Origin of the sequence: Streptomyces sp. NPDC086080, from assembly GCF_044540255.1 — a bacterium.
GTDB lineage: Bacteria > Actinomycetota > Actinomycetes > Streptomycetales > Streptomycetaceae > Streptomyces.
Map to the genome: position 1 here is coordinate 406711 of NZ_JBITRU010000001.1, position 17952 is coordinate 424662.

17 protein-coding genes are annotated in these 17952 nt (G+C 72.5%); 6 read left to right on the forward strand and 11 right to left on the reverse strand.

Going from position 1 to position 17952, the window contains the following annotated elements; genetic code table 11:
• Positions 1 to 15 precede the first annotated feature (15 nt).
• On the forward strand, positions 16 to 603 hold the full coding sequence (gene fxsA, locus ACIF9R_RS01925) for an FxsA family membrane protein (RefSeq protein WP_399972901.1): 588 nt from the start codon (positions 16 to 18) through the stop codon (positions 601 to 603).
• Positions 604 to 722: 119 nt separating this feature from the next.
• Here the strand turns inward: fxsA and ACIF9R_RS01930 are convergent, their stop codons facing one another.
• From ACIF9R_RS01930 to ACIF9R_RS01945, 4 genes are all read right to left on the reverse strand, one after another.
• Positions 723 to 1097 (reverse strand): RNA polymerase-binding protein RbpA, encoded by a 375-nt coding sequence (locus tag ACIF9R_RS01930; RefSeq protein WP_003977404.1) that lies wholly within the window; start codon positions 1095 to 1097, stop codon positions 723 to 725.
• Positions 1098 to 1363: 266 nt separating this feature from the next.
• Complete coding sequence (locus ACIF9R_RS01935) at positions 1364 to 2731, reverse strand: MFS transporter (RefSeq protein WP_399972905.1); 1368 nt, start codon at positions 2729 to 2731, stop codon at positions 1364 to 1366.
• Positions 2732 to 2782: 51 nt separating this feature from the next.
• On the reverse strand, positions 2783 to 3550 hold the full coding sequence (locus ACIF9R_RS01940) for a glycerophosphodiester phosphodiesterase (RefSeq protein ID WP_399972907.1): 768 nt from the start codon (positions 3548 to 3550) through the stop codon (positions 2783 to 2785).
• Entirely contained in the window at positions 3547 to 4248 is a 702-nt protein-coding gene (locus ACIF9R_RS01945) for a YitT family protein (RefSeq protein ID WP_399972910.1), read from the reverse strand. Before ACIF9R_RS01945 ends, ACIF9R_RS01940 begins: the two co-directional genes overlap by 4 nt.
• 64 nt (positions 4249 to 4312) lie before the next feature.
• Here ACIF9R_RS01945 and ACIF9R_RS01950 point away from each other — a divergent pair, with 64 nt between their 5' ends.
• Positions 4313 to 5812 carry a PLP-dependent aminotransferase family protein gene (locus ACIF9R_RS01950; RefSeq protein WP_399972913.1) on the forward strand — a complete coding sequence of 500 codons (1500 nt, stop codon included), beginning with the start codon at positions 4313 to 4315 and terminating at the stop codon, positions 5810 to 5812.
• A 133-nt stretch (positions 5813 to 5945) separates the two neighbouring features.
• Here the strand turns inward: ACIF9R_RS01950 and ACIF9R_RS01955 are convergent, their stop codons facing one another.
• The gene (locus ACIF9R_RS01955; RefSeq protein ID WP_399972915.1) at positions 5946 to 7670 is read right to left on the reverse strand and encodes a hypothetical protein; all 1725 of its coding nucleotides are present in this window, start codon (positions 7668 to 7670) and stop codon (positions 5946 to 5948) included.
• 50 nt (positions 7671 to 7720) lie between these two features.
• Positions 7721 to 7915, reverse strand: a complete 195-nt coding sequence (locus ACIF9R_RS01960; protein ID WP_399972917.1) for a hypothetical protein — start codon at positions 7913 to 7915, stop codon at positions 7721 to 7723.
• Between the two features lie 258 nt (positions 7916 to 8173).
• Here ACIF9R_RS01960 and ACIF9R_RS01965 point away from each other — a divergent pair, with 258 nt between their 5' ends.
• Positions 8174 to 8566, forward strand: a complete 393-nt coding sequence (locus ACIF9R_RS01965; RefSeq protein ID WP_399972920.1) for an ankyrin repeat domain-containing protein — start codon at positions 8174 to 8176, stop codon at positions 8564 to 8566.
• Between the two features lie 298 nt (positions 8567 to 8864).
• Positions 8865 to 10283, forward strand: a complete 1419-nt coding sequence (locus ACIF9R_RS01970; protein ID WP_399972923.1) for a HEAT repeat domain-containing protein — start codon at positions 8865 to 8867, stop codon at positions 10281 to 10283.
• A gap of 606 nt (positions 10284 to 10889) precedes the next feature.
• On the opposite strand, the gene ACIF9R_RS01975 is transcribed toward ACIF9R_RS01970, so the two are convergent.
• The 5 genes from ACIF9R_RS01975 to ACIF9R_RS01995 are packed head-to-tail and all read right to left on the reverse strand — an operon-like array spanning position 10890 to position 15438.
• A complete protein-coding gene (locus tag ACIF9R_RS01975; protein WP_399972926.1) occupies positions 10890 to 11825 on the reverse strand; it encodes a biotin-dependent carboxyltransferase family protein in 936 nt (311 codons plus the stop codon).
• A complete protein-coding gene (locus ACIF9R_RS01980) occupies positions 11822 to 12484 on the reverse strand; it encodes an allophanate hydrolase subunit 1 (protein ID WP_399972929.1) in 663 nt (220 codons plus the stop codon). The genes ACIF9R_RS01975 and ACIF9R_RS01980 overlap by 4 nt, the downstream gene beginning before the upstream one ends.
• A complete protein-coding gene (locus ACIF9R_RS01985; protein WP_399972931.1) occupies positions 12481 to 13239 on the reverse strand; it encodes a LamB/YcsF family protein in 759 nt (252 codons plus the stop codon). Before ACIF9R_RS01985 ends, ACIF9R_RS01980 begins: the two co-directional genes overlap by 4 nt.
• A 37-nt stretch (positions 13240 to 13276) precedes the next feature.
• The gene (locus tag ACIF9R_RS01990; protein ID WP_399972934.1) at positions 13277 to 14122 is read right to left on the reverse strand and encodes a putative hydro-lyase; all 846 of its coding nucleotides are present in this window, start codon (positions 14120 to 14122) and stop codon (positions 13277 to 13279) included.
• A complete protein-coding gene (locus ACIF9R_RS01995) occupies positions 14119 to 15438 on the reverse strand; it encodes an MFS transporter (RefSeq protein ID WP_399972937.1) in 1320 nt (439 codons plus the stop codon). Before ACIF9R_RS01995 ends, ACIF9R_RS01990 begins: the two co-directional genes overlap by 4 nt.
• Positions 15439 to 15571: 133 nt before the next feature.
• Here ACIF9R_RS01995 and ACIF9R_RS02000 point away from each other — a divergent pair, with 133 nt between their 5' ends.
• Both ACIF9R_RS02000 and ACIF9R_RS02005 read left to right on the forward strand, forming a co-directional pair.
• Positions 15572 to 16276, forward strand: a complete 705-nt coding sequence (locus ACIF9R_RS02000; protein WP_399972940.1) for a GntR family transcriptional regulator — start codon at positions 15572 to 15574, stop codon at positions 16274 to 16276.
• Between the two features lie 104 nt (positions 16277 to 16380).
• Positions 16381 to 17907: a hypothetical protein gene (locus ACIF9R_RS02005; protein WP_399972942.1), complete on the forward strand. Its 1527-nt coding sequence runs from the start codon at positions 16381 to 16383 to the stop codon at positions 17905 to 17907.
• The last annotated feature ends 45 nt before the right edge of the window (positions 17908 to 17952 follow it).

Sequence of the window (17952 nt, forward strand, 5' to 3'; positions counted from 1 at the left end):
AGGCACACTGGGGGTATGACGACTGGTGCTCAGACCCCTTACCCCGTCCGGCCCCGGCGCTCCCGGTTGCGCGGTGTTCTGCCGCTGGCCGTCGCCGCCTGGCTCGTTCTGGAGATCTGGCTGCTCACCATGGTCGCCGGGGCGTCGAACGGCCTGGTGGTCTTCCTGATCCTGGTGGCCGGTGTGGTCCTCGGGTCGGTCGTCATCAAGCGGGCCGGCCGACGGGCTTTCAAGAACCTCACGGAGACACTGCAGCAGCAGCAGAGCGGCGTCGTGGCGCCCGGGCCCCGGTCGAACAGCGAGGGCAACGGCCTGATGATGCTGGGCGGCCTGCTGCTGATCATCCCCGGTCTCGTCTCGGACGCGCTGGGGCTGCTTCTGCTGGTGCCGCCGGTCCAGAAGGCCGTGAGCCGATACGCGGAGCGCACCTTCGAGCGCAAGCTCCGTGCGGCGGCGCACGGCTCCCTGGGAGACGCCTTCCAGCAGGCCCGTATGCGCCGTCCCGACGGCAAGGTCGTCCAGGGCGAGGTCGTCCGCGACGACGAGCCCGGGAGGGCGCCGGGAGACACCCCACAGGGTCCGCCCCCGCCGCTGACACGCTGAGCGGTCCCGGCAGCGGGGCGGGAGGGAACACAGACAGGACCGGGGGCGCCGAATACGTTCGGCGCCCCCGGTCCTGTCTCGCTGTGCGTGTGTGCCGGCGCCCCGGGTTCCCGCCGGGATCAAGCCGACTTTCGGCTGTCCCGGGGATGAACCGCGATGTTCATCGCACCGGAACGCAGAACGGCGAGACGCTCCTCGAGGACCTCTTCGAGCTCCTCTCGGGTGCGCCGCTCCATCAGCATGTCCCAATGCGTACGCGCGGGCTTGGCCTTCTTTTCCTCGGGGCCGTCGCCGTCCACGAGGAGTGCCTGGGCACCACAGACCTTGCACTCCCACTCCGGCGGGATCTCCGCCTCGACCGAGAAGGGCATCTCGAAGCGATGCCCCTTCTCGCATGCGTACTCCACGGCCTGGCGCGGGGCCAGGTCGATGCCGCGGTCCGTCTCGTAGCTGGTCACCACGAGGCGCGTGCCGCGAAGAGCTCGCTCACTCATGAATCGTGCCTCCCGGGCTTGTCGCCCACAGGACAGGTGTCGCTGTCGTCGTCATCCGGTCAACGTCCGGTCGGCGGTAAAGATTCCCGTTCCGGGCCCTGCGTCGCCGTCGTAGCCGCAGCCTTGTCAACCATTGCAGTACCCACCGACGCCCGGTTTGTCACATCTGCTAGCAGATGTGACACAGCGTTTCGGCATCTTTGACGCGCAGTAACGGTACGCCTGGCAGGCCAAACGCGTACACTACAGCCCTTTCGCGTCCAGCGCTAAATCCGCTCGGGAACCGGATTGCCCGCGTCGGCGATCGCCCGCCGCACCGGCACCCGCGCGAGCAGCGCGAATCCCAGGACGAAGAAGCCCACCAGCGAGATGATCGCATCCCGGTAGCTGCCCGTGAGCTGATAGGTGAGCCCGAACAGCAGCGGCCCGAGCCAGCTCATCCCGCGGTCGCTGACCTCGTAGGCCGAGAAGTACTCGGCCTCCTTGCCGGGCGGGACCAGGTGGGAGAAGAGCGAGCGGGACAGCGCCTGGCTGCCGCCGAGGACCAGGCCGATGCCGGCGGCCAGTACGAAGAACCACGCGGGGGCCCCGGCCGGCAGGAAGTACCCGGCGGTCAGGGTCAGGGTCCAGGCGACCAGGGAACCGAGGATCGTGCGCTTCGCCCCGTACCGCCGGGCCAGCCGGCCGAGCGCCAGCGCGCCCGCCACCGCCAGGACCTGGACCAGCAGCACGGCCACGATGAGTGTCGACTGTCCGAGCCCCAGTTCCTTCGAGCCGTAGACCGAGGCCTGGGAGATCACCGTCTGGATGCCGTCGTTGTAGACGAGGTAGGCCAGCAGGAAGGCCAGCGTCAGCGGATGCCGGCGCATGTCGCGGATGGTCGCCGCGAGTTGCCGGAAGCCCGACAGGGCCGCCCCTTCTCCCGCAGTGCCCGCCTCCCGCGCGGGAACGTGACGGTCGCGCAGCCGTCGCAACGGCACCAGGGCGAAGGCGCCCCACCACAGACCGGCGGACGCGAGACAGATGCGCACCGCCATGCCCTCGGAGAGACCGAAGTTGTCGTGACCGGTGTAGAGGACGAGGTTCAGGACGAGAACCAGGGCCCCGGCCGCGTAGCCGAAGGCCCATCCGCGTGAGGAGACCGCGTCGCGCTCCTCGGGCGGGGCGATCTGCGGCAGATAGGAGTTGTAGAGCATCATCGCCACGGACTGCGCCGCGTTCGCGACGACCAGCAGCAGACCGCCGAGCAGATAGCGCTCGCCGTCCAGGAAGAACATGCCCGCCGTGGCCGCGGCCCCGGTGTACGCGGCGGCCGCGAGCAGGGGCTTCTTGCGGCCCGTGCGGTCGGCGACGGCGCCCACCAGAGGCATCACCAGCACGGCCAGGATCACCGACAGGGAGATGGTGTACGCGAAGAAGGAGCCCGCCCGTACGGGTATGCCCAGCGGGTGGACGAAGCCGTCCGCGTCCGCCGCCGCCTCCGCGACCGAGGTCAGATAGGGGCCGAGGAAGACGGTGACCACGCTCGTGGAGTACACGGAGCAGGCCCAGTCGTAGAAATACCAGCCGCGCTGCTCGCGCCGCCGGCCATGGGCCTCGTCCTTGGCCGGTGACCGCACGGTGTCGGTGTCCACCCGTGCCCTCGCTTCCCCGTGAACGCGCGGAGGTGACGGGGCGCGGCGGTCTCAGACCCAGATGCCGCGGTCCTCCATGACCTTGCGCAGTGTGTCGATGTGATCGGTCATGATGCCATCGACTCCGAGGTCCAGGAGCCGGTGCATCCGCTCGGGTTCGTTGACGGTCCACACATGCACCCGCAGCCCGCGCGCGTGTGCGGCCCGTACGAAGCGGTGGTCCACCACCCGGACGCCCGACTGCTCCTCGGGAACCTGCGCGGCGACGGCCGACCGGCGCACCGCGGCCGGCAGACCCCAGGACCGCAGCCGCAGATTCAGCACGCCCCGGGTGCCGTACGAGGTGGCCAGCCGTGGCCCGGCCAGCCGCTGCGCGCGCACCACCCGGGCCTCGGAGAACGAGCCGAGGCAGATCCGGTCCCAGGAGCCGGTGCGCTCGATCAGGTCCAGCAGCGGCAGCAGGGCCGGTTCGGCCTTCACATCGATGTTCCAGCGCACCCCGGGGAAGGTCTCCAGGAGTTCGTCGAACAGGGGGACCGGTTCCGTGCCCGCCACCCGCGCGTGCTCCACGTCGCGCCAGGGCAGGTCGGCGATCCGGCCCGCGCCGTCCGTCACCCGGTCGAGGGTGGCGTCGTGGAAGGCGACCAGCCGGCCGTCACGCGTCGCGTGGACATCGGTCTCGATGTACCGGTAGCCCGCCTCGACGGCGCACCGGAACTGCCGCACGGTGTTCTCCAGGCCGTCCGCCGCCCCGCCCCGGTGGGCGAAGGCGATGGGGCCGGGATGGTCGAGGTAGGGGTGGCGCATCGGAGGGTTCACGGACGCAGTATCGCGCGCCGCGGTTGACCTGTGGCAACGACCCGGCTGCCGTCGGATGCCGAGGGGACGGCGAAGACCCGCAGGAACAGCTGGGCCAGCGGGCCGATCGTCACCGCGTACAGCAGGGTGCCGACGCCGACGGTTCCGCCGAGAACGAAGCCGGTGACCACGACCGCGACCTCGATGGCCGTACGGACCAGACGGACCGACACCCCCGTGCGCCGGTGCAGTCCCGTCATCAGCCCGTCGCGCGGCCCCGGGCCGAAGCGCGCCGCGATGTACAGCCCGGTCGCCGCCCCGTTCAGCACGATCCCCGCCGCCAGCAGCGGCACGCGTACGGCCGCGGCGTGCGCGTCCGGCACCACCATCAGGGTCGCGTCCATGGCCGCGCCGATCACCAGCACGTTGGAGATCGTGCCCAGGCCGGGCCGTTGCCGCAGCGGGATCCACAACAGCAGTACGGCCGCGCCCACGAGGGTCAGCACCACGCCCATCGACAGCCCGGTCCGCTCGGACAGGCCCTGGTGCAGCACGTTCCACGGTTCGAGACCGAGCCCCGAGCGCACCAGCAGTGCCGAACTCGCCCCGTACAAGGCCAGTCCGGCGTACAGCTGGAACAGCCGACGTACGAGATCCCCGTGCCGGGACGAGTACCTGGCCACAACGTGCCCCCCTGTGGTGGAAGTGGACCGATGCATGACACCCTGTGGCGTGAGTGGTCATGTCATCCATGGCCAATTCGGGGAAGGTGGACTGATTCCTATGGCGCAGTGGACCTCGGCGGTCGGCGCGGCGCAACTCGCCCGGCTCCTCAACTCCCAGCAGGACCGCCCGGCCGGCCCGGGGACCCGCCGCCCGCCCGCCTACCGCGCGCTCGCCGACGGCATCCGGCTGCTGGTGCTGGAAGGGCGCGTACCGGTCGCCGCGCGGCTGCCCGCCGAGCGGGAGCTGGCGCTCGCCCTGTCCGTCAGCCGCACCACCGTCGCCGCCGCCTACGAGGCGCTGCGCGCCGAGGGCTTTCTCGAGTCACGGCGCGGCGCGGGCAGCTGGACCGCGGTCCCGGCCGGCAACCCGGTCCCCGCGCGGGGACTTGAACCACTGCCGCCCGAGGCCCTCGGCTCGATGATCGACCTCGGCTGCGCCGCGCTGCCCGCCCCGGAACCCTGGCTCACCCGGGCCGTCCAGGGCGCGCTGGAGGAACTGCCGCCCTACGCGCACACCCACGGCGACTATCCCGCCGGGCTGCCCGCTCTGCGGTCGACGATCGCGGACCGTTACACCGCGCGGGGCATTCCCACCATGCCCGAGCAGATCATGGTGACGACCGGCGCGATGGGCGCCATCGACGCCATCTGCCACCTCTTCGGCGGACGCGGTGAGCGCATCGCCGTCGAGTCGCCGTCCTACGCCAACATCCTCCAGCTGATGCGGGAGGCAGGCGCCCGGCTCGTCCCGGTCGCCATGGCCGAGGGCCTGACCGGCTGGGACATGGACCGCTGGCGCCAGGTGCTGCGTGAGGCGGCGCCCCGGATCGCGTATGTCGTCGCCGACTTCCACAACCCGACCGGTGCGCTCGCCGACGAGGACCAGCGGCGCCGGCTGGTGGACGCCGCGCGTTCGGCGGGGACGGTGCTGGTGGCCGACGAGACGATGAGCGAACTGTGGCTCGACGCGGACGTGGAGATGCCCCGCGCGGTGTGCGCGTTCGACCCGGCGGGGTCCACGGTGATCACGGTCGGCTCGGCGAGCAAGGCCTTCTGGGCGGGGATGCGCATCGGCTGGGTCCGTGCGGCCCCCGATGTGATCCGCAGCCTCGTCGCCGCGCGCGCGTACGCCGATCTGGGCACACCCGTCCTGGAACAGCTGGCCGTGAACTGGCTTTTCGGCACGGACGGCTGGGAGCGGGCGGTGGAGGTACGGCGCGCCCAGGCCCGGCAGAACCGGGACGAGCTGGTGAGCGCGGTACGACGGGAGCTGCCCGGCTGGGAGTTCGAGGTGCCGCGGGGCGGGCTCACGCTGTGGGTGCGCACCGGAGGTCTCTCCGGCTCGAGGCTGGCGGAGGCGGGAGAGCGGGTCGGCGTACGGGTGCCGTCCGGGCCGCGCTTCGGCGTCGACGGGGCGTTCGAGGGCTACGTACGACTGCCGTTCACCGTGGGCGGCGCCGTGGCGGAGGAAGCGGCGGCACGCCTGGCCGCGGCGGCGCGTGTCGTCGAATCCGGCGGCACGACCGGTACCGAGGACCCTCGCACGTTCGTGGCGTGACCGGGACCGCCGGCCCAGCCGCGGTGGCCGGACGGACGAGCGGCCCAGCACCGGTGCCGCCCTGTCATGGCCGCTCGTGCCGGGGACGGCACGTGCCGCACCGCAACGCCCGGTACACCCGCTCGGGCGGGACCTAGGTGGACGACTCCGCGACCGCGGCCTCTTCGGGGGCCGGCTCCGCGGTGGCGGTCGCCTTCGCCGCCGTGACCTCCGCGTCGGCGGCCACCGCGCCCGAGGGCACCTTCTCCGTCGTCGCCTTCTCCAGGCGAACGGACTCCGTGAGCATCACGGCCGCTTCCGGCGCCTCCGATTCCACCCGCTCCGGCTCCTCGTCCGCCGGTGTCGTCCGCGGTGGCAACAGGTCGAGGACCGCCTGCCGGTGGGCGTCGCTGGTCGCGTCGTCGTACGGGTCCGGAGTCGCCGGGACCTGGAGGCGGTGTACCGGACCCGAGCCCAGGCGGGCATAGCCGCGCCCCGGTGGCACCTGGTCGACCGGTGTGGTGTGCGGTGGTGCCCCCAGGACGGCCGCCAGCTGCTCCGCCTTCGCGGGGCCGAGGACGACACGCGCGCGCGTGTGCTGCCGTACCGGCTCGGCAAGGGCGTCGAGGCTGTCGAGCTGTTCGGCGACGACCACGGTGACGTTCGCCGGGCGGCCGTGCCGCAGCGGAGTCTGGAGCAGGGACTGGGGATCCGGGCGGCCGTCCGCCGCGGCCAGGTGGGTGAAGGCGCTCGGCCGGTCGAGCAGGAGCCACAGGGGTCGCCTGGTGTCCTCGGGCGGCGGATCCCCTGCCTGGTGGGCACGGTTGGCGGCGATCAGGCGGCGCTCCGTCTCGTGCGCGGCCCACTCCAGGCTGGTCAGCGCGCCTGTCAGCCCGCACTCGACGGCGAGCACGCCGTCCCTGCCGGTGAGACAGGCGTACTCGCCCGTTCCGCCGCCGTCGACGATCACCACATCGCCGTGGTGGAGGGCCTGCAGGGCGATGGAGCGCAACAGGGTCGAGGCGCCGCTGCCCGGCTGGCCGGCGACGAGCAGATGGGGCTCGGTGGAGCGCAGGCCGGTACGCCAGACGACGGGCGGGACGTCGCACCGCTCCGTGCCGTGCGCCCCGTGGGTCAGGGGCAGCGTCCGCTGCACCCGGATGGGGTCGGTGAAGCCGAGGACCGTCTCGCCGGGGGCCGTGACGAAGGGCTGCGCGGCGATGTCCGTGGGCAGGGGTGCGAGAACGCGCACGGTGAGCTGGTTGCCCTCCTCGTCCCAGACGAAGTGGTATTCGCGGCCGCGACCCGATTTGGCGCCGAGCAGATGCTCGATCCGCGCCCGGGACTCCGGTTCGCCGTCGGTGAAGTAGGCGGGGTAGCCGATCACCAGGCCGGTGATGCGGCCGGTGCCGTCGAACTCGTACTCGGAGAACGCCTTCGTCCAGTCGCCGCCGTGGGCGTAGAGCGGTTCCGGGTCCTCGGGGGTGGAGAAGTACGGCACCAGGGCTTCGTAGAGCGACTTCAGGCGTTGGGCCTGCAACGCCTCGGGTCCGTCGGGCACGGACGGGGTGCGCTCCCGGCCCTGCCAGGCCGCCGCCGCCATCAGGGTGATGACGGCGAGCAGCGGACCGTACGGCGCGAGCGCCACGACCAGCACCACCGATGCCACCAGGAAGAGCAGCGGCCCGCGCCTGTCCTTGGGCGTGCCGGCCCACCTGCGCCGTCCGGCCGATGCCAGTCGGCGCAGACCGCGCGTGATGGTGATCAGCGGGTGGAGGACGTCCGCCGCGCTGTCGGCGGCCGTCCTGGCCAGCTCCCGGCTCCGGGCGAGCTGCGCGCTGCCGTTGCTCAGAATGCGGGGAAGGGGGCGCCGGGCCACTGCTGTCTCCAGAGGGTGCGTACGGGCGGGCGGGGCGTGGTCGGGGCGGGTCAGAACTTGAACCCGCCCAGGAGGCCGGCCAGGCTCTCACCGCCCGCCTTGATACTGGGCGCGAGGGCCGTGCTGGCCAGATAGAAGCCGAACAGCATGGCCACCAGAGCGTGCGACACCTTCAGTCCGTCCTTGCGGAAGAAGACGAAGACGACGACGCCGAGCAACACCACGCATGAGATCGAGATGATCATGTCTGTTCTCCTGGTTCACGGGGGCAGTCACCATGAGTGCTTCCACGATCACAGAATGTATCTATACGATAAAAGGTGCAACTGGGTGGATTCTCGTCGAAGGTCCTCGGGGCGACCTGTCGTGATCATTGCCTCGGGCGCATCGGGTCATGTGCCGCGCGAGCCAGTACGCTGGCGTTTCACCCGTACGGCTCTGCACCGCTCGCAGACGTACGTCCTGTCCCCGATGCGTGATGTGCAGTGAGAGGCGGTCCGGCGATGACTGAAGCCCCCGACCCCGAGGTCGTGGAGCTGGCGACCAAGATCTTCGACCTGGCCCGGCGGGGCCGGACCGAGGAGCTCGTGGCCTACGTCGACGCGGGAGTCCCGGCCGACCTCACCAACGACCGGGGCGACTCGCTCGTGATGCTCGCCGCCTATCACGGCCACGCCGAGGCGGTGCGCGCACTGCTGGAGCGCGGCGCCGACGGCGACCGCGTCAACGACCGGGGCCAGACGCCACTCGCGGGGGCGGCCTTCAAGGGTGAGACCGAGGTGGTCCGGGTTCTTCTGAAGGGCGGCGCGGACCCCGCCGCGGGCACCCCCTCGGCCGTCGACACGGCCCGGATGTTCGCCCGCACGGACCTGCTGGAGCTGTTCGGCGAGCACTGAGCGACCCGCTCCGACCAGCGACGACAAGGAAAACGGGGGAGGCGGTACGGGGCCGCCGAAATTTCGGTCGCGGTAGATGTGACCGCCGGGTCATCATGGCGACGTGATTCACGGACGCGAGGGCTGGGCAGGTGTTGCCGCACCGCGTGGGCCGTGACGCGGCCCGCATGGGCCACCGACGAGAGGCAGAGAGATGGTCTACAGCAAGCAGGAAACGGCGGGCGCCCCGACGTGTTGTCACGCGGCCAGGTAATGCAGGTCCCCGGTTGCGTCGACGCTTGATGTGAGGCTGTTTCCCATGTTCGATCCGGTCATAGCGCCCAGCGGTACGCTGCTCGGCCTGCTCCAGCGGGGCCGCGGCGACGGCACACTGCACGCGCTCACCGCCCCGCGACCCGAAGCGCTCGCGGCGCTGAACGACTGTGTGCTGCGCGACCCGCGCCACGACTGGCAGGTGGAGAACCGCTCCCTCTACTACGCCCGCCTCTACCTCGACCTGCACGGTGAACTGGACGCGGTCGAGGCCCACCTCTTCGGCGCCGAGGACATTCTCGACACCGAGGAGTCACGCACCGGACTGGCCCTCGCCGTCCTCGGACACCTCGCCTCCTACGGCAGGCGGGACGCCCTCCAGCTCCTGCGCAGGTACGCCGCCCACGGCACCAACTGGGCCTGGGCCCTGGACGAACTGGCCCTCCGGGACGACGACGCGGGCCTCAGGGCCCTGGCCGCCCCGGTCCTCGCGCGATTCGCCACCGACGCCGAGGGCGAGGCCGCGCTGGCCGCCACCGTCCGCGACGCCTTCGAGCCACGGCCCTGGCGGCTGTGGGCCGACGACACCCGGCAGTCCATCGCCACGCGCGTGCGCCGAGCCCAGGAGGCCGGCTGCTTCGACCGCTGGCAGCGGCAGATGAGCCCCACCGGACCGCGCCCCGGCTGGAGCGTGCGCGCGGTGTTCGAATGGGCCCAGCACGGCATGGAGCGCGGCGCCGCGCTCCATGTCCCGGCCGCCCGTTGTCTGTCCGCCGTGGCGGGGCCCGAGGACCGGCCCGAGATCGTCCGGGCCGCCGAGGACGGTACCGAGGGAGCCCGGTGCACCGCCCTGCGCTACCTCGCCGACAGCAACGATCCCGACGCCCTCGCGCTGATCGAGCGCGCCGTGGCCACCGGCTCCACGCCTGTGGTGGAGGCCGCTGTCGACGCCTTCGAACGCATGAGGAGTCTCGCCGCCGTCGACCGGGCGCGCGGCTGGGCCCACCGGCCGGATCCGCTCGGCGCCGCCGCCGGCCGTGTCCTCGCCTGCCGGGGCGGTCTCCAGGACCGTGACCTGGTCCTCGGCGCGCTCCGGGAGGCCGTACGGGGCGAGGGCCCCGACGCTCCCACCCTGTGGACCCTCGTGGACGGCACCGGACGGCTCGGCATCGCGTGCGCGGCCCCCGTACTCCGCCACATCTACCGCGAGACCGCCTCCTCCCATCTACGGGGCAGGGCCGCCCGTGCCCTCGCCGCGACCGACCCGTCCTTCGGCGCCGGCTTCGCCGTCGAGTGCCTGTGGGACTGCGAGGAGACCACTCGCGAGATCGCCGCCCGGCACGCCGAGACCGGCGACACCCGGGTCGTCGACCGCCTGCGCAGGCTCGCCGCCGACCCGGCCGAGGAGGCGGAGGTCCAGACCGCCGTTCGCGGCCGGATCGGCCCCGAGGAGACCGCCGTGTGACCGGCCGGCGCAGGTGCGGCGTCAACGGCAAGACCAGCGGGTCGGGTGTGCGTGGATGCCGTCCGGCCCACGCGGGGGAGGAGACGACGCCCACGGCGCGTGCCCCGCGCGGAAAGATCCACGGTGACGTGGCCACGTCCGGTGCGGCGACAGCACCGGTGTGCGTGTCGTCATCGTGACCGAGTCCTTTCCCTTCGAGGTGGACGGCGCGGCCCACTGCGCGCTCCCGGCAGCCCGACACCTCGTCGACCGCGGCCGCACCCCCTCGTCCTCGCTCCCGCCGGCGTCGGTGACGCACCCGACGGCGGGGCACCGTGCCCGTCGTCCGTTGCCGGGCGGGGGGTGTGCGCGCAGCCCGGCGCTCGCGGGGTGCCGTCGCGCCCACCCGTGCCGCCCCAGCGGCACGACTGCCCGCGGAGGGCGGGGGCGGAGGATGGAGGGTGGAGGGACGCGAGGCCCGGCCTGTCCTCGTCCCTCAGTCGGCAGACGTGGGCGGTGTTCCCGGCGGCCCTTCCGTCGGATGCCGGCATTCCCCACGCTCGCTGTGCCGGCGGGGCCCCGCGTCGACGTCTCCTCCGCGTGCGGCGGGCCGCGCCGGACCGCCACTCACCGGCGAGCGCGGGAGCCGTCGGTTTCCTCCGACCCGATCCGCCGGACGTGCCCCGCGCCACGGCCGCGGCGCACCGCGACGAAGCGGACCGGGGTGCCGGGCACGGCCTGGGCCGCGGCCGGGAGATCGGTGGGGCGTACGACCGCGATCACGGGGTAGCCCCCGGTGGTCGGATGGTCGGCAAGGAAGACCACCGGTGTGCCGTCGGGTGGTACCTGGACAGCCCCCAGCACCACGCCCTCGCTGGGGAGTTCCGCCCGCTTCGCCCGTTCCAGGACCGGCCCGGTCGTGCGGAGTCCGATGCGGTTGCTCGCCGGCGACACGTGATAGGCGCGCGACGTGAAGAGCCGTACCGCCGTCGGGGTGAACCAGTCGTCGCGCGGGCCCAGGACGACGCGCAGCAGGAGTTCGGCCGGGGGCGCCGGCTGAGGAGCGACGTCCACCCGCGCGTGGCTCTGATGCCCGGGCCGCCCGAGGGGGAGCACGGAACCGTCCGTGAGGGGGGCCGGGCCGAGCCCGGAGAGCAGGTCCGTGGAGCGACTGCCGAGTGCCTGCTCGACGGCGATGCCGCCGGACACGGCCACATAGGCGCGCACCCCGGACACCGCCGGCCCGACGTCCAGTACCGACCCGGCACGCACACGTACCGGCGCGCCCCACGCGACCGGGCCGCCGTCCACGGTGACCGGGCAGGGGGCCCCGGTGACCGCCATCGTGACCGTGGAACGTGGACGTACGGAGCAGCCGTCGAGAGTCGTCTCCAGGACGGCAGCGTCCGGTGCGTTGCCCGTCAGCCGGTTGGCGAGCGCCGCCGCCGGTCCGTCCAGCGCCCCGGAGCGGGGTACGCCCAGGTGGGCGTGGCCGGGGCGGCCCCGGTCCTGAACCGTCGTCAGGGCTCCCGCCCGTACGACGGCGAGCGCACGGTCCGTCATGCCGCAGGCTCCGTGGCTGTGGCTGTGGCTGTGGCTGTGGCTGTGGGCGCCGGCGCCGGCACGAAGCGCACGCGCGTGCCGGGGGAGAGCAGCGCCGCCGGCACCCGCGCGTGATCCCACAGCACGAGGTCGGTGGTGCCGATCAGCTGCCAGCCGCCCGGTGAGGAACGCGGATACACCCCCGTGTAGGGCCCCGCCAGCGCCACCGACCCGGGTGGGACAGCGGTGCGCGGCGTCGGCCGGCGGGGTACGTCGTAGCGTGGCGGCAGCCCGGTGAGGTAACTGAAGCCAGGCGCGAATCCGCAGAAGGCGACGCGGAATTCGGCATCCGCGTGGACACGGGCCACCTCCCGCGGGGGGACACCCCAGTGCGCGGCGACGTCGGCCAGATCCGGTCCGTCGTAGCGCACGGGGATCTCGACCGTCCGCGTCGCGGGCGGGGGCACGGGCGGCAGTTCGAGGGCGGTCAGCTCCGCGGCCAGCCCGGCGGGTTCGGACAGGCCGTCGAGCAGCACCGTGCGGGCGGCGGGGACGATCTCGCCGACGGACAGCGAGCCCTCCGCGCGGCGCCGCAGCAGTTCCGCGTGGAGCGCCTGTGCCTCGGCGCCGGACGAGACCTCGACGAGCAGGGCATCCTCGCCGACGGGGACCACCCTCATACGAACGCCTCCACCCGGACCCCGGACGCCTCCAGCGCGGCACGCACCCGCCGTGCCGTGTCCACCGCGCCGGGTGTGTCGCCGTGCAGGCACAGGGAACGCGCCCGTACCTCGATGCGCCGCCCCGACTGCGCGTCGACCTCCGCGTGGCGGGCCAGATCCACCGAGCGTGCCACGACCGACTCCGGGCCGGTGAACACGGCGCCCTCCTGATGGCGGGGAACCAGCGTGCCCTCGTCCGTGTACGCCCGGTCGGCGAACGCCTCCGCCACCACCGGCAGGCCCGCCTTCCCGGCCAGTTCCAGCAGGCGGGAGCCGGGCAGGCCGAGGACCGGCAGCCCGGCATCCACGAGGACCACCCCGTCGACGACCGCCCGGGCCTGTTCCTCGTCGCCCACGACCCGGTTGTAGAGCGCCCCGTGCGGCTTGACGTACGCCACGCGGGAGCCCGCCGCGCGGGCGAACACCTCCAGGGCGCCGATCTGGTAGGCCACTTCGGCCGCCAGCTCGGCGGGCGGCACATCCATCGCACGCCGCCCGAACCCCGCCAGGTCCCGGTAGGAGATCTGGGCGCCGATCCGTACCCCGCGCTCGGCCGCGAGCTCGCACACCCGGCGCATGGTGGCCGCGTCCCCCGCGTGGAAGCCGCAGGCCACATTGGCGCTGGTGACGACGGACAGCAGTCGCTCGTCGTCGGTGAGCTGCCAGCGGCCGAAGCCCTCGCCGAGGTCGGCGTTCAGATCGATCGGGGTCATGGGTTGTTCGTTTCTCCTGTTCGTGTCGAGTGGGCCCTCACGCCACGCGGAACTGCTCGTCCCGGGCGTCGGTCAGGAACATCTGCCCCGGTGCGTGTGTGATGGCGAACGGCGGACGAGAGGCCATGACCGCGGCCTGCGGGGTGACCCCGCAGGCCCAGAACACCGGGATGTCGTCCGGCTCGAAGTCCACGGGATCGCCGAAGTCCGGCCGGCCGAGGTCGTCGATGCCCAGCCCGAACGGGTCGCCGCAGTGCACGGGACCGCCGTGCACCGCGGGCAGCAGGCTGCTCTCCCGGATCGCCGCGGACAGCCGGCCGGGCGGCACGGGCCGCATGGACACCACCATCGGCCCACGCAGCCGTCCCGCCGGACGGCACCGCCAACTCGTCACATACATGGGAACGTTGCGTCCCTGCTCCAGGTGCCGGACCGGAACCCCCGCCGCCGTCAGCGCCCACTCGAACGTGAAGCTGCAGCCGATCAGGAACGACACCAGATCACCGCGCCAGTGCGCCCGTACGTCCGTCGGCTCGTCCACCGGCTCGCCGTGTTCCCACACGCGGTAGCGCGGCAGATCGGTGCGCAGGTCGGCGTCCGGGGCGAGGACGGTGGTCACGGACCCGGCGTCGGTGACGTCCAGGACCGGACAGGGCTTGGGATTGCGCTGGCAGAAGAGCAGCATGTCGTACGCCCATTCGGCGGGCACCGCGATCAGGTTGGCCTGCGTGTGACCTGCGGCCACACCGGCCGTGGGACCCGCCAGTCCCTCCCGGAAGCGGGCGCGCGCCGTGCGCGGGCTCCACCCGCGCGCGTGCTCGTGGACGAGGGGCACAGGGCGGTCCGTCACGACGGTCGGCGTGCGGTCGTCGGTGTGCTTCACTCCAGTTCCTTCCCGCGCGTCTCCGGCAGCCCCAGCAGCGCCAGCGCCGCGAGGCCGTAGCCGATCGCGCCGAAGACCAGTGCCCCGCCCACACCCCAGCTGTCGGCCAGGAAGCCGACCGTCGTGGGGAAGACGGCGCCCACGGCACGTCCGGTGTTGTACGTGAAGCCCTGTCCCGTGCCGCGCACGGCCGTCGGGTACAGCTCGCTCAGATAGGAGCCGAATCCGCTGAAGATGGCCGACATGCAGAACCCCAGCGGGAAACCGAGCACCAGGACCAGGGTGTTGGCGCCGCTCGGGATGTTCGTGTACGCCAGGACGCAGATCGCCGACAGCAGGGCGAACAGCCAGATGTTGCGCCGGCGGCCCAGCCGGTCGGTGAGACAGCCGCCGGTCAGGTAGCCCAGGAAGGCACCCGAGATCAGGAACGTCAGATAGCCGCCGGTGCCGACGACCGACAGATCGCGCTCCGTCTTCAGATAGGTCGGCACCCAGGTGGCGAGGGTGTAGTAGCCGCCCTGGACGCCGGTGGAGAGCAGCACGGCGAAGAGTGTGGTGCGCAGCAGACCCGTCGATCCCGGCCGGTCCGGCTGGAAGATCGCCGTGAACGAGCCCCTCCGGGCGCTCTTCTCCCGCGCGGCGGCCGCCCGGGGCGCGTCCCGCACACTGCGCCGTATCCACACGACGAGCAGGGCCGGCAGCGCGCCGGTCCAGAACATCACGCGCCAGGCCAGGTCGTCGTCGGCCAGCGAGAAGATGATCGTGTACACGATCACGGCCAGCGCCCAGCCCACGGCCCAGGAACTCTGCACCGCGCCGAGCGTGCGTCCCCGGTGTCTGGCGCTCGCGTACTCGGCGACCAGGATCGCGCCGACCGCCCACTCGCCGCCGAAGCCGAGGCCCTGGAGCGCCCGGAACACCAGCAGTGTCTCGAAGTTGGGCGCGAATCCGCAGGCCACGGTGAACACCGCGTAGGTGATCACCGTCAGCAGCAGCGCCTTCACCCGGCCGACGCGGTCCGCCAGCACGCCGGCGAGGGCGCCGCCGACCGCGGAGACCACCAGGGTGACGGTCGTCAGCAGGCCGGTCCGACCGCTGTCGAGACCGAAGTACGCGGACAGCGCGACCATGGTGAGCGGCAGCGTGAAGTAGTCGTAGGAGTCCAGGGCATACCCGCCGAACGCGCCGCCGAAGGCGCGCCGGCCGCGCGGCCCCAGCGCGCGCAGCCAGCCCAACGCCCCTTCTTCGTCCGGGTGTTCCGGTAACCCGGGGCGTGGTTCGTCGGTCAGTGCCTTCGGTGGAGGGGTCGTGCTCATGGGCACCTCGCAGAGGGGGACGGAGCGTGCGGAAGGAGATGAGCCGTGCCGTGTGCAGCAAAGTAGAGGATCGTTGAACGATCCTTCAATACTTGTGTTGTCTCGTTCTTCCGCGTGCGGTTGAATTCCGGGCATGACGGAGCAGCTGAGCGGACTGGCCGACGACCGCGCCCTGTTGGGCCGTACCAGCACCGCCGAGCGGGTCGCGGACATCCTCAGGAGCCGGATCGCCGAGGGGTACTTCCCGCCCGGGACCCGGCTGCCGGAGGACAGCATCGGGGGCGCGCTCGGGATCTCCCGCAACACGCTGCGCGAGGCGTTCCGGCTGCTCACGCACGAACGGCTGCTCGTCCACGAGCTGAACCGGGGGGTGTTCGTCCGGGTGCTGACCGTCGAGGACGTGGAGGACATCTACCGCACCCGCCGCCTTGTCGAGAGTGCCGTGGTGCGTGGCCTGGGCGACCCGCCGTACGTGCTGGACGCGCTCGCCCGGGTGGTGGAGCAGGGGCGCCGGGCGGCGCGCGAAGGTGACTGGAATGCCGTCGGTACGGCCAATATCCACTTCCACCGGGAGCTGGTGGCGCTCGCCGGCAGTGAGCGCACGGACGAACTGATGCGCAGCGTCTTCGCCGAACTGCGGCTCGCGTTCCATGTGGTGGACGAACCCAAGAAGCTGCACGAACCGTACATCACGCGAAATGTCGAGATTCTCGAAGCCCTTGGGGCCGGTGACCGGGAGAAGGCCGGGCAGTTGCTCACGGCCTACCTCGACGTCTCGCTGGAACGGGTGGTGGAGGTGTACCGGCGCCGGGTGGGCGAGGACGGGCAGGGCGGCTGAACCCGGCCGCCGGGCGGTGCCCGGCGGTGGTGCGACAACCGTGACGCACGGACCCATCTGCCTCGTTTGGGCTGCTGTCGGACCGAGGACCTAGTCTGTGCACCGTGACTTCGCCTGCATCGACGGACAGCGTTCCGCCCCAGCTCAGCGCGGGGCCGCGGCCCGCGCCGGGCCCGGCCGCCGACGAAGGGCTGGCGCGGCGGCTGCGCGCGCTCGCCTGCACCGCGCCGCTGCACGACCTGGACGCGCGCAAGGCCAACCTGGCCGGTGAGTACTCGGTGTACGGCATGGCGGAGATCGCCCTCGCCGCCATCGACCTGGTCACGCTGAACATGGACTTCGACACGGGCGCCGACCACGACCAGATAGTGGCCCGGCTCATCCCGCGCATCGCCGCCCAGGCCCCGCGCCGCCCGGCCGCCGAGCACGAGCGGGTCGCCCGCTGGGTGCTGGAGAACCTGATCAACGTCGGCAGCGTCGACCGCGGCTTCCGCGCGGTGTACGGCGTGTTCGGGGCGGACGGCACGTACGTGCGCCGCGACTACGACTTCAAGCTGATCGAAGAGGTCCCCGGCCCCGGTGGCACGGTGTACCTGCGGACCACCGACGAGGCCGTCAACGTCCTGGTCGGCGCCCTCGACACCGATGTCACCAGCGCGCAGATCGCCGCCGAGGTCAAGCTGGAGGTCCTGATCAGCCGGGGCAGGCTCGCCGACGCCCAGCTCGCCGCCGAACAGGCCCGCTACCGGACCGTGCAGTACTCCGAGACCCTGCGCCGGGCCCTGGAGGCCACCCGCCGCAACGTCCGCGCGGTGGACTGGCTCAGCACCGTGCCCGACATGATCGCCGAGGCCCTCGACCACGTGGCGGACCGCTACCGCCACGAGAACGCGATCCTCACCAACATCCGCAAGGCCCGCGACGAGTCCGAGGACCCCGAGCACAAGCGCCGGGCCGCCGAGCTGGTGGACATCGTCAAGGACTGCATCCGGCGCCACACCCAGCTCCAGTCCCGGCTGCTGGAAGCCGGCCCGCTGTTCCGCGCCGAACAGGACCGGCAGGCCTTCGCCACCCCCACGCCGACCTCCGGCACCGACCTCTACGGCCACCTCCTGTCGCCCCTGCTCCCGCTGCCCGTCGAGCGGGCGACCCGGGTCACCGACGCCTTCTTCACCCACGGCACCGGACTGCGCACCCCGGTGTCCGTCCGGGTCGCCGATCTCGTCGAGATCCTGCTGACGCCGCCCGTGGAGCGGGAACACCTCGGCGCCGAGATGCCGGAACCGGACCTGATCGCCACCCCCGACGACAGCCGCTTCAGCGAGGAGCAGCTGGCGGCCGCCACCCAGTTGCTGGACCTGCCGGCCGACGCACCGCGCCGGCTCTCCGGCCTGCTCGCCGAAGCCCGCCGCCAGGACCCCGAGCTGCCCTATCTGGTCGCCCTGCTGGCCGTCCACGCCGCCAGCCCGCCGGTCGGTACCGCCTACCGTCAGGGCGAACGCAAGCTGCTGTTCGCCGTGGACGACGGCACCGACCTCGACGATCCCGAGTTCGGCGGCGCCGACCTCATCGTCGGCACGGCCCTGCTGGACGCGGCGGGCATGGCCGCGGACCGGACGGAGGCGGCATGACCGAGCCGGCGGCCCGTACCGATCCTTCCCCGAACGAGGAGTCCC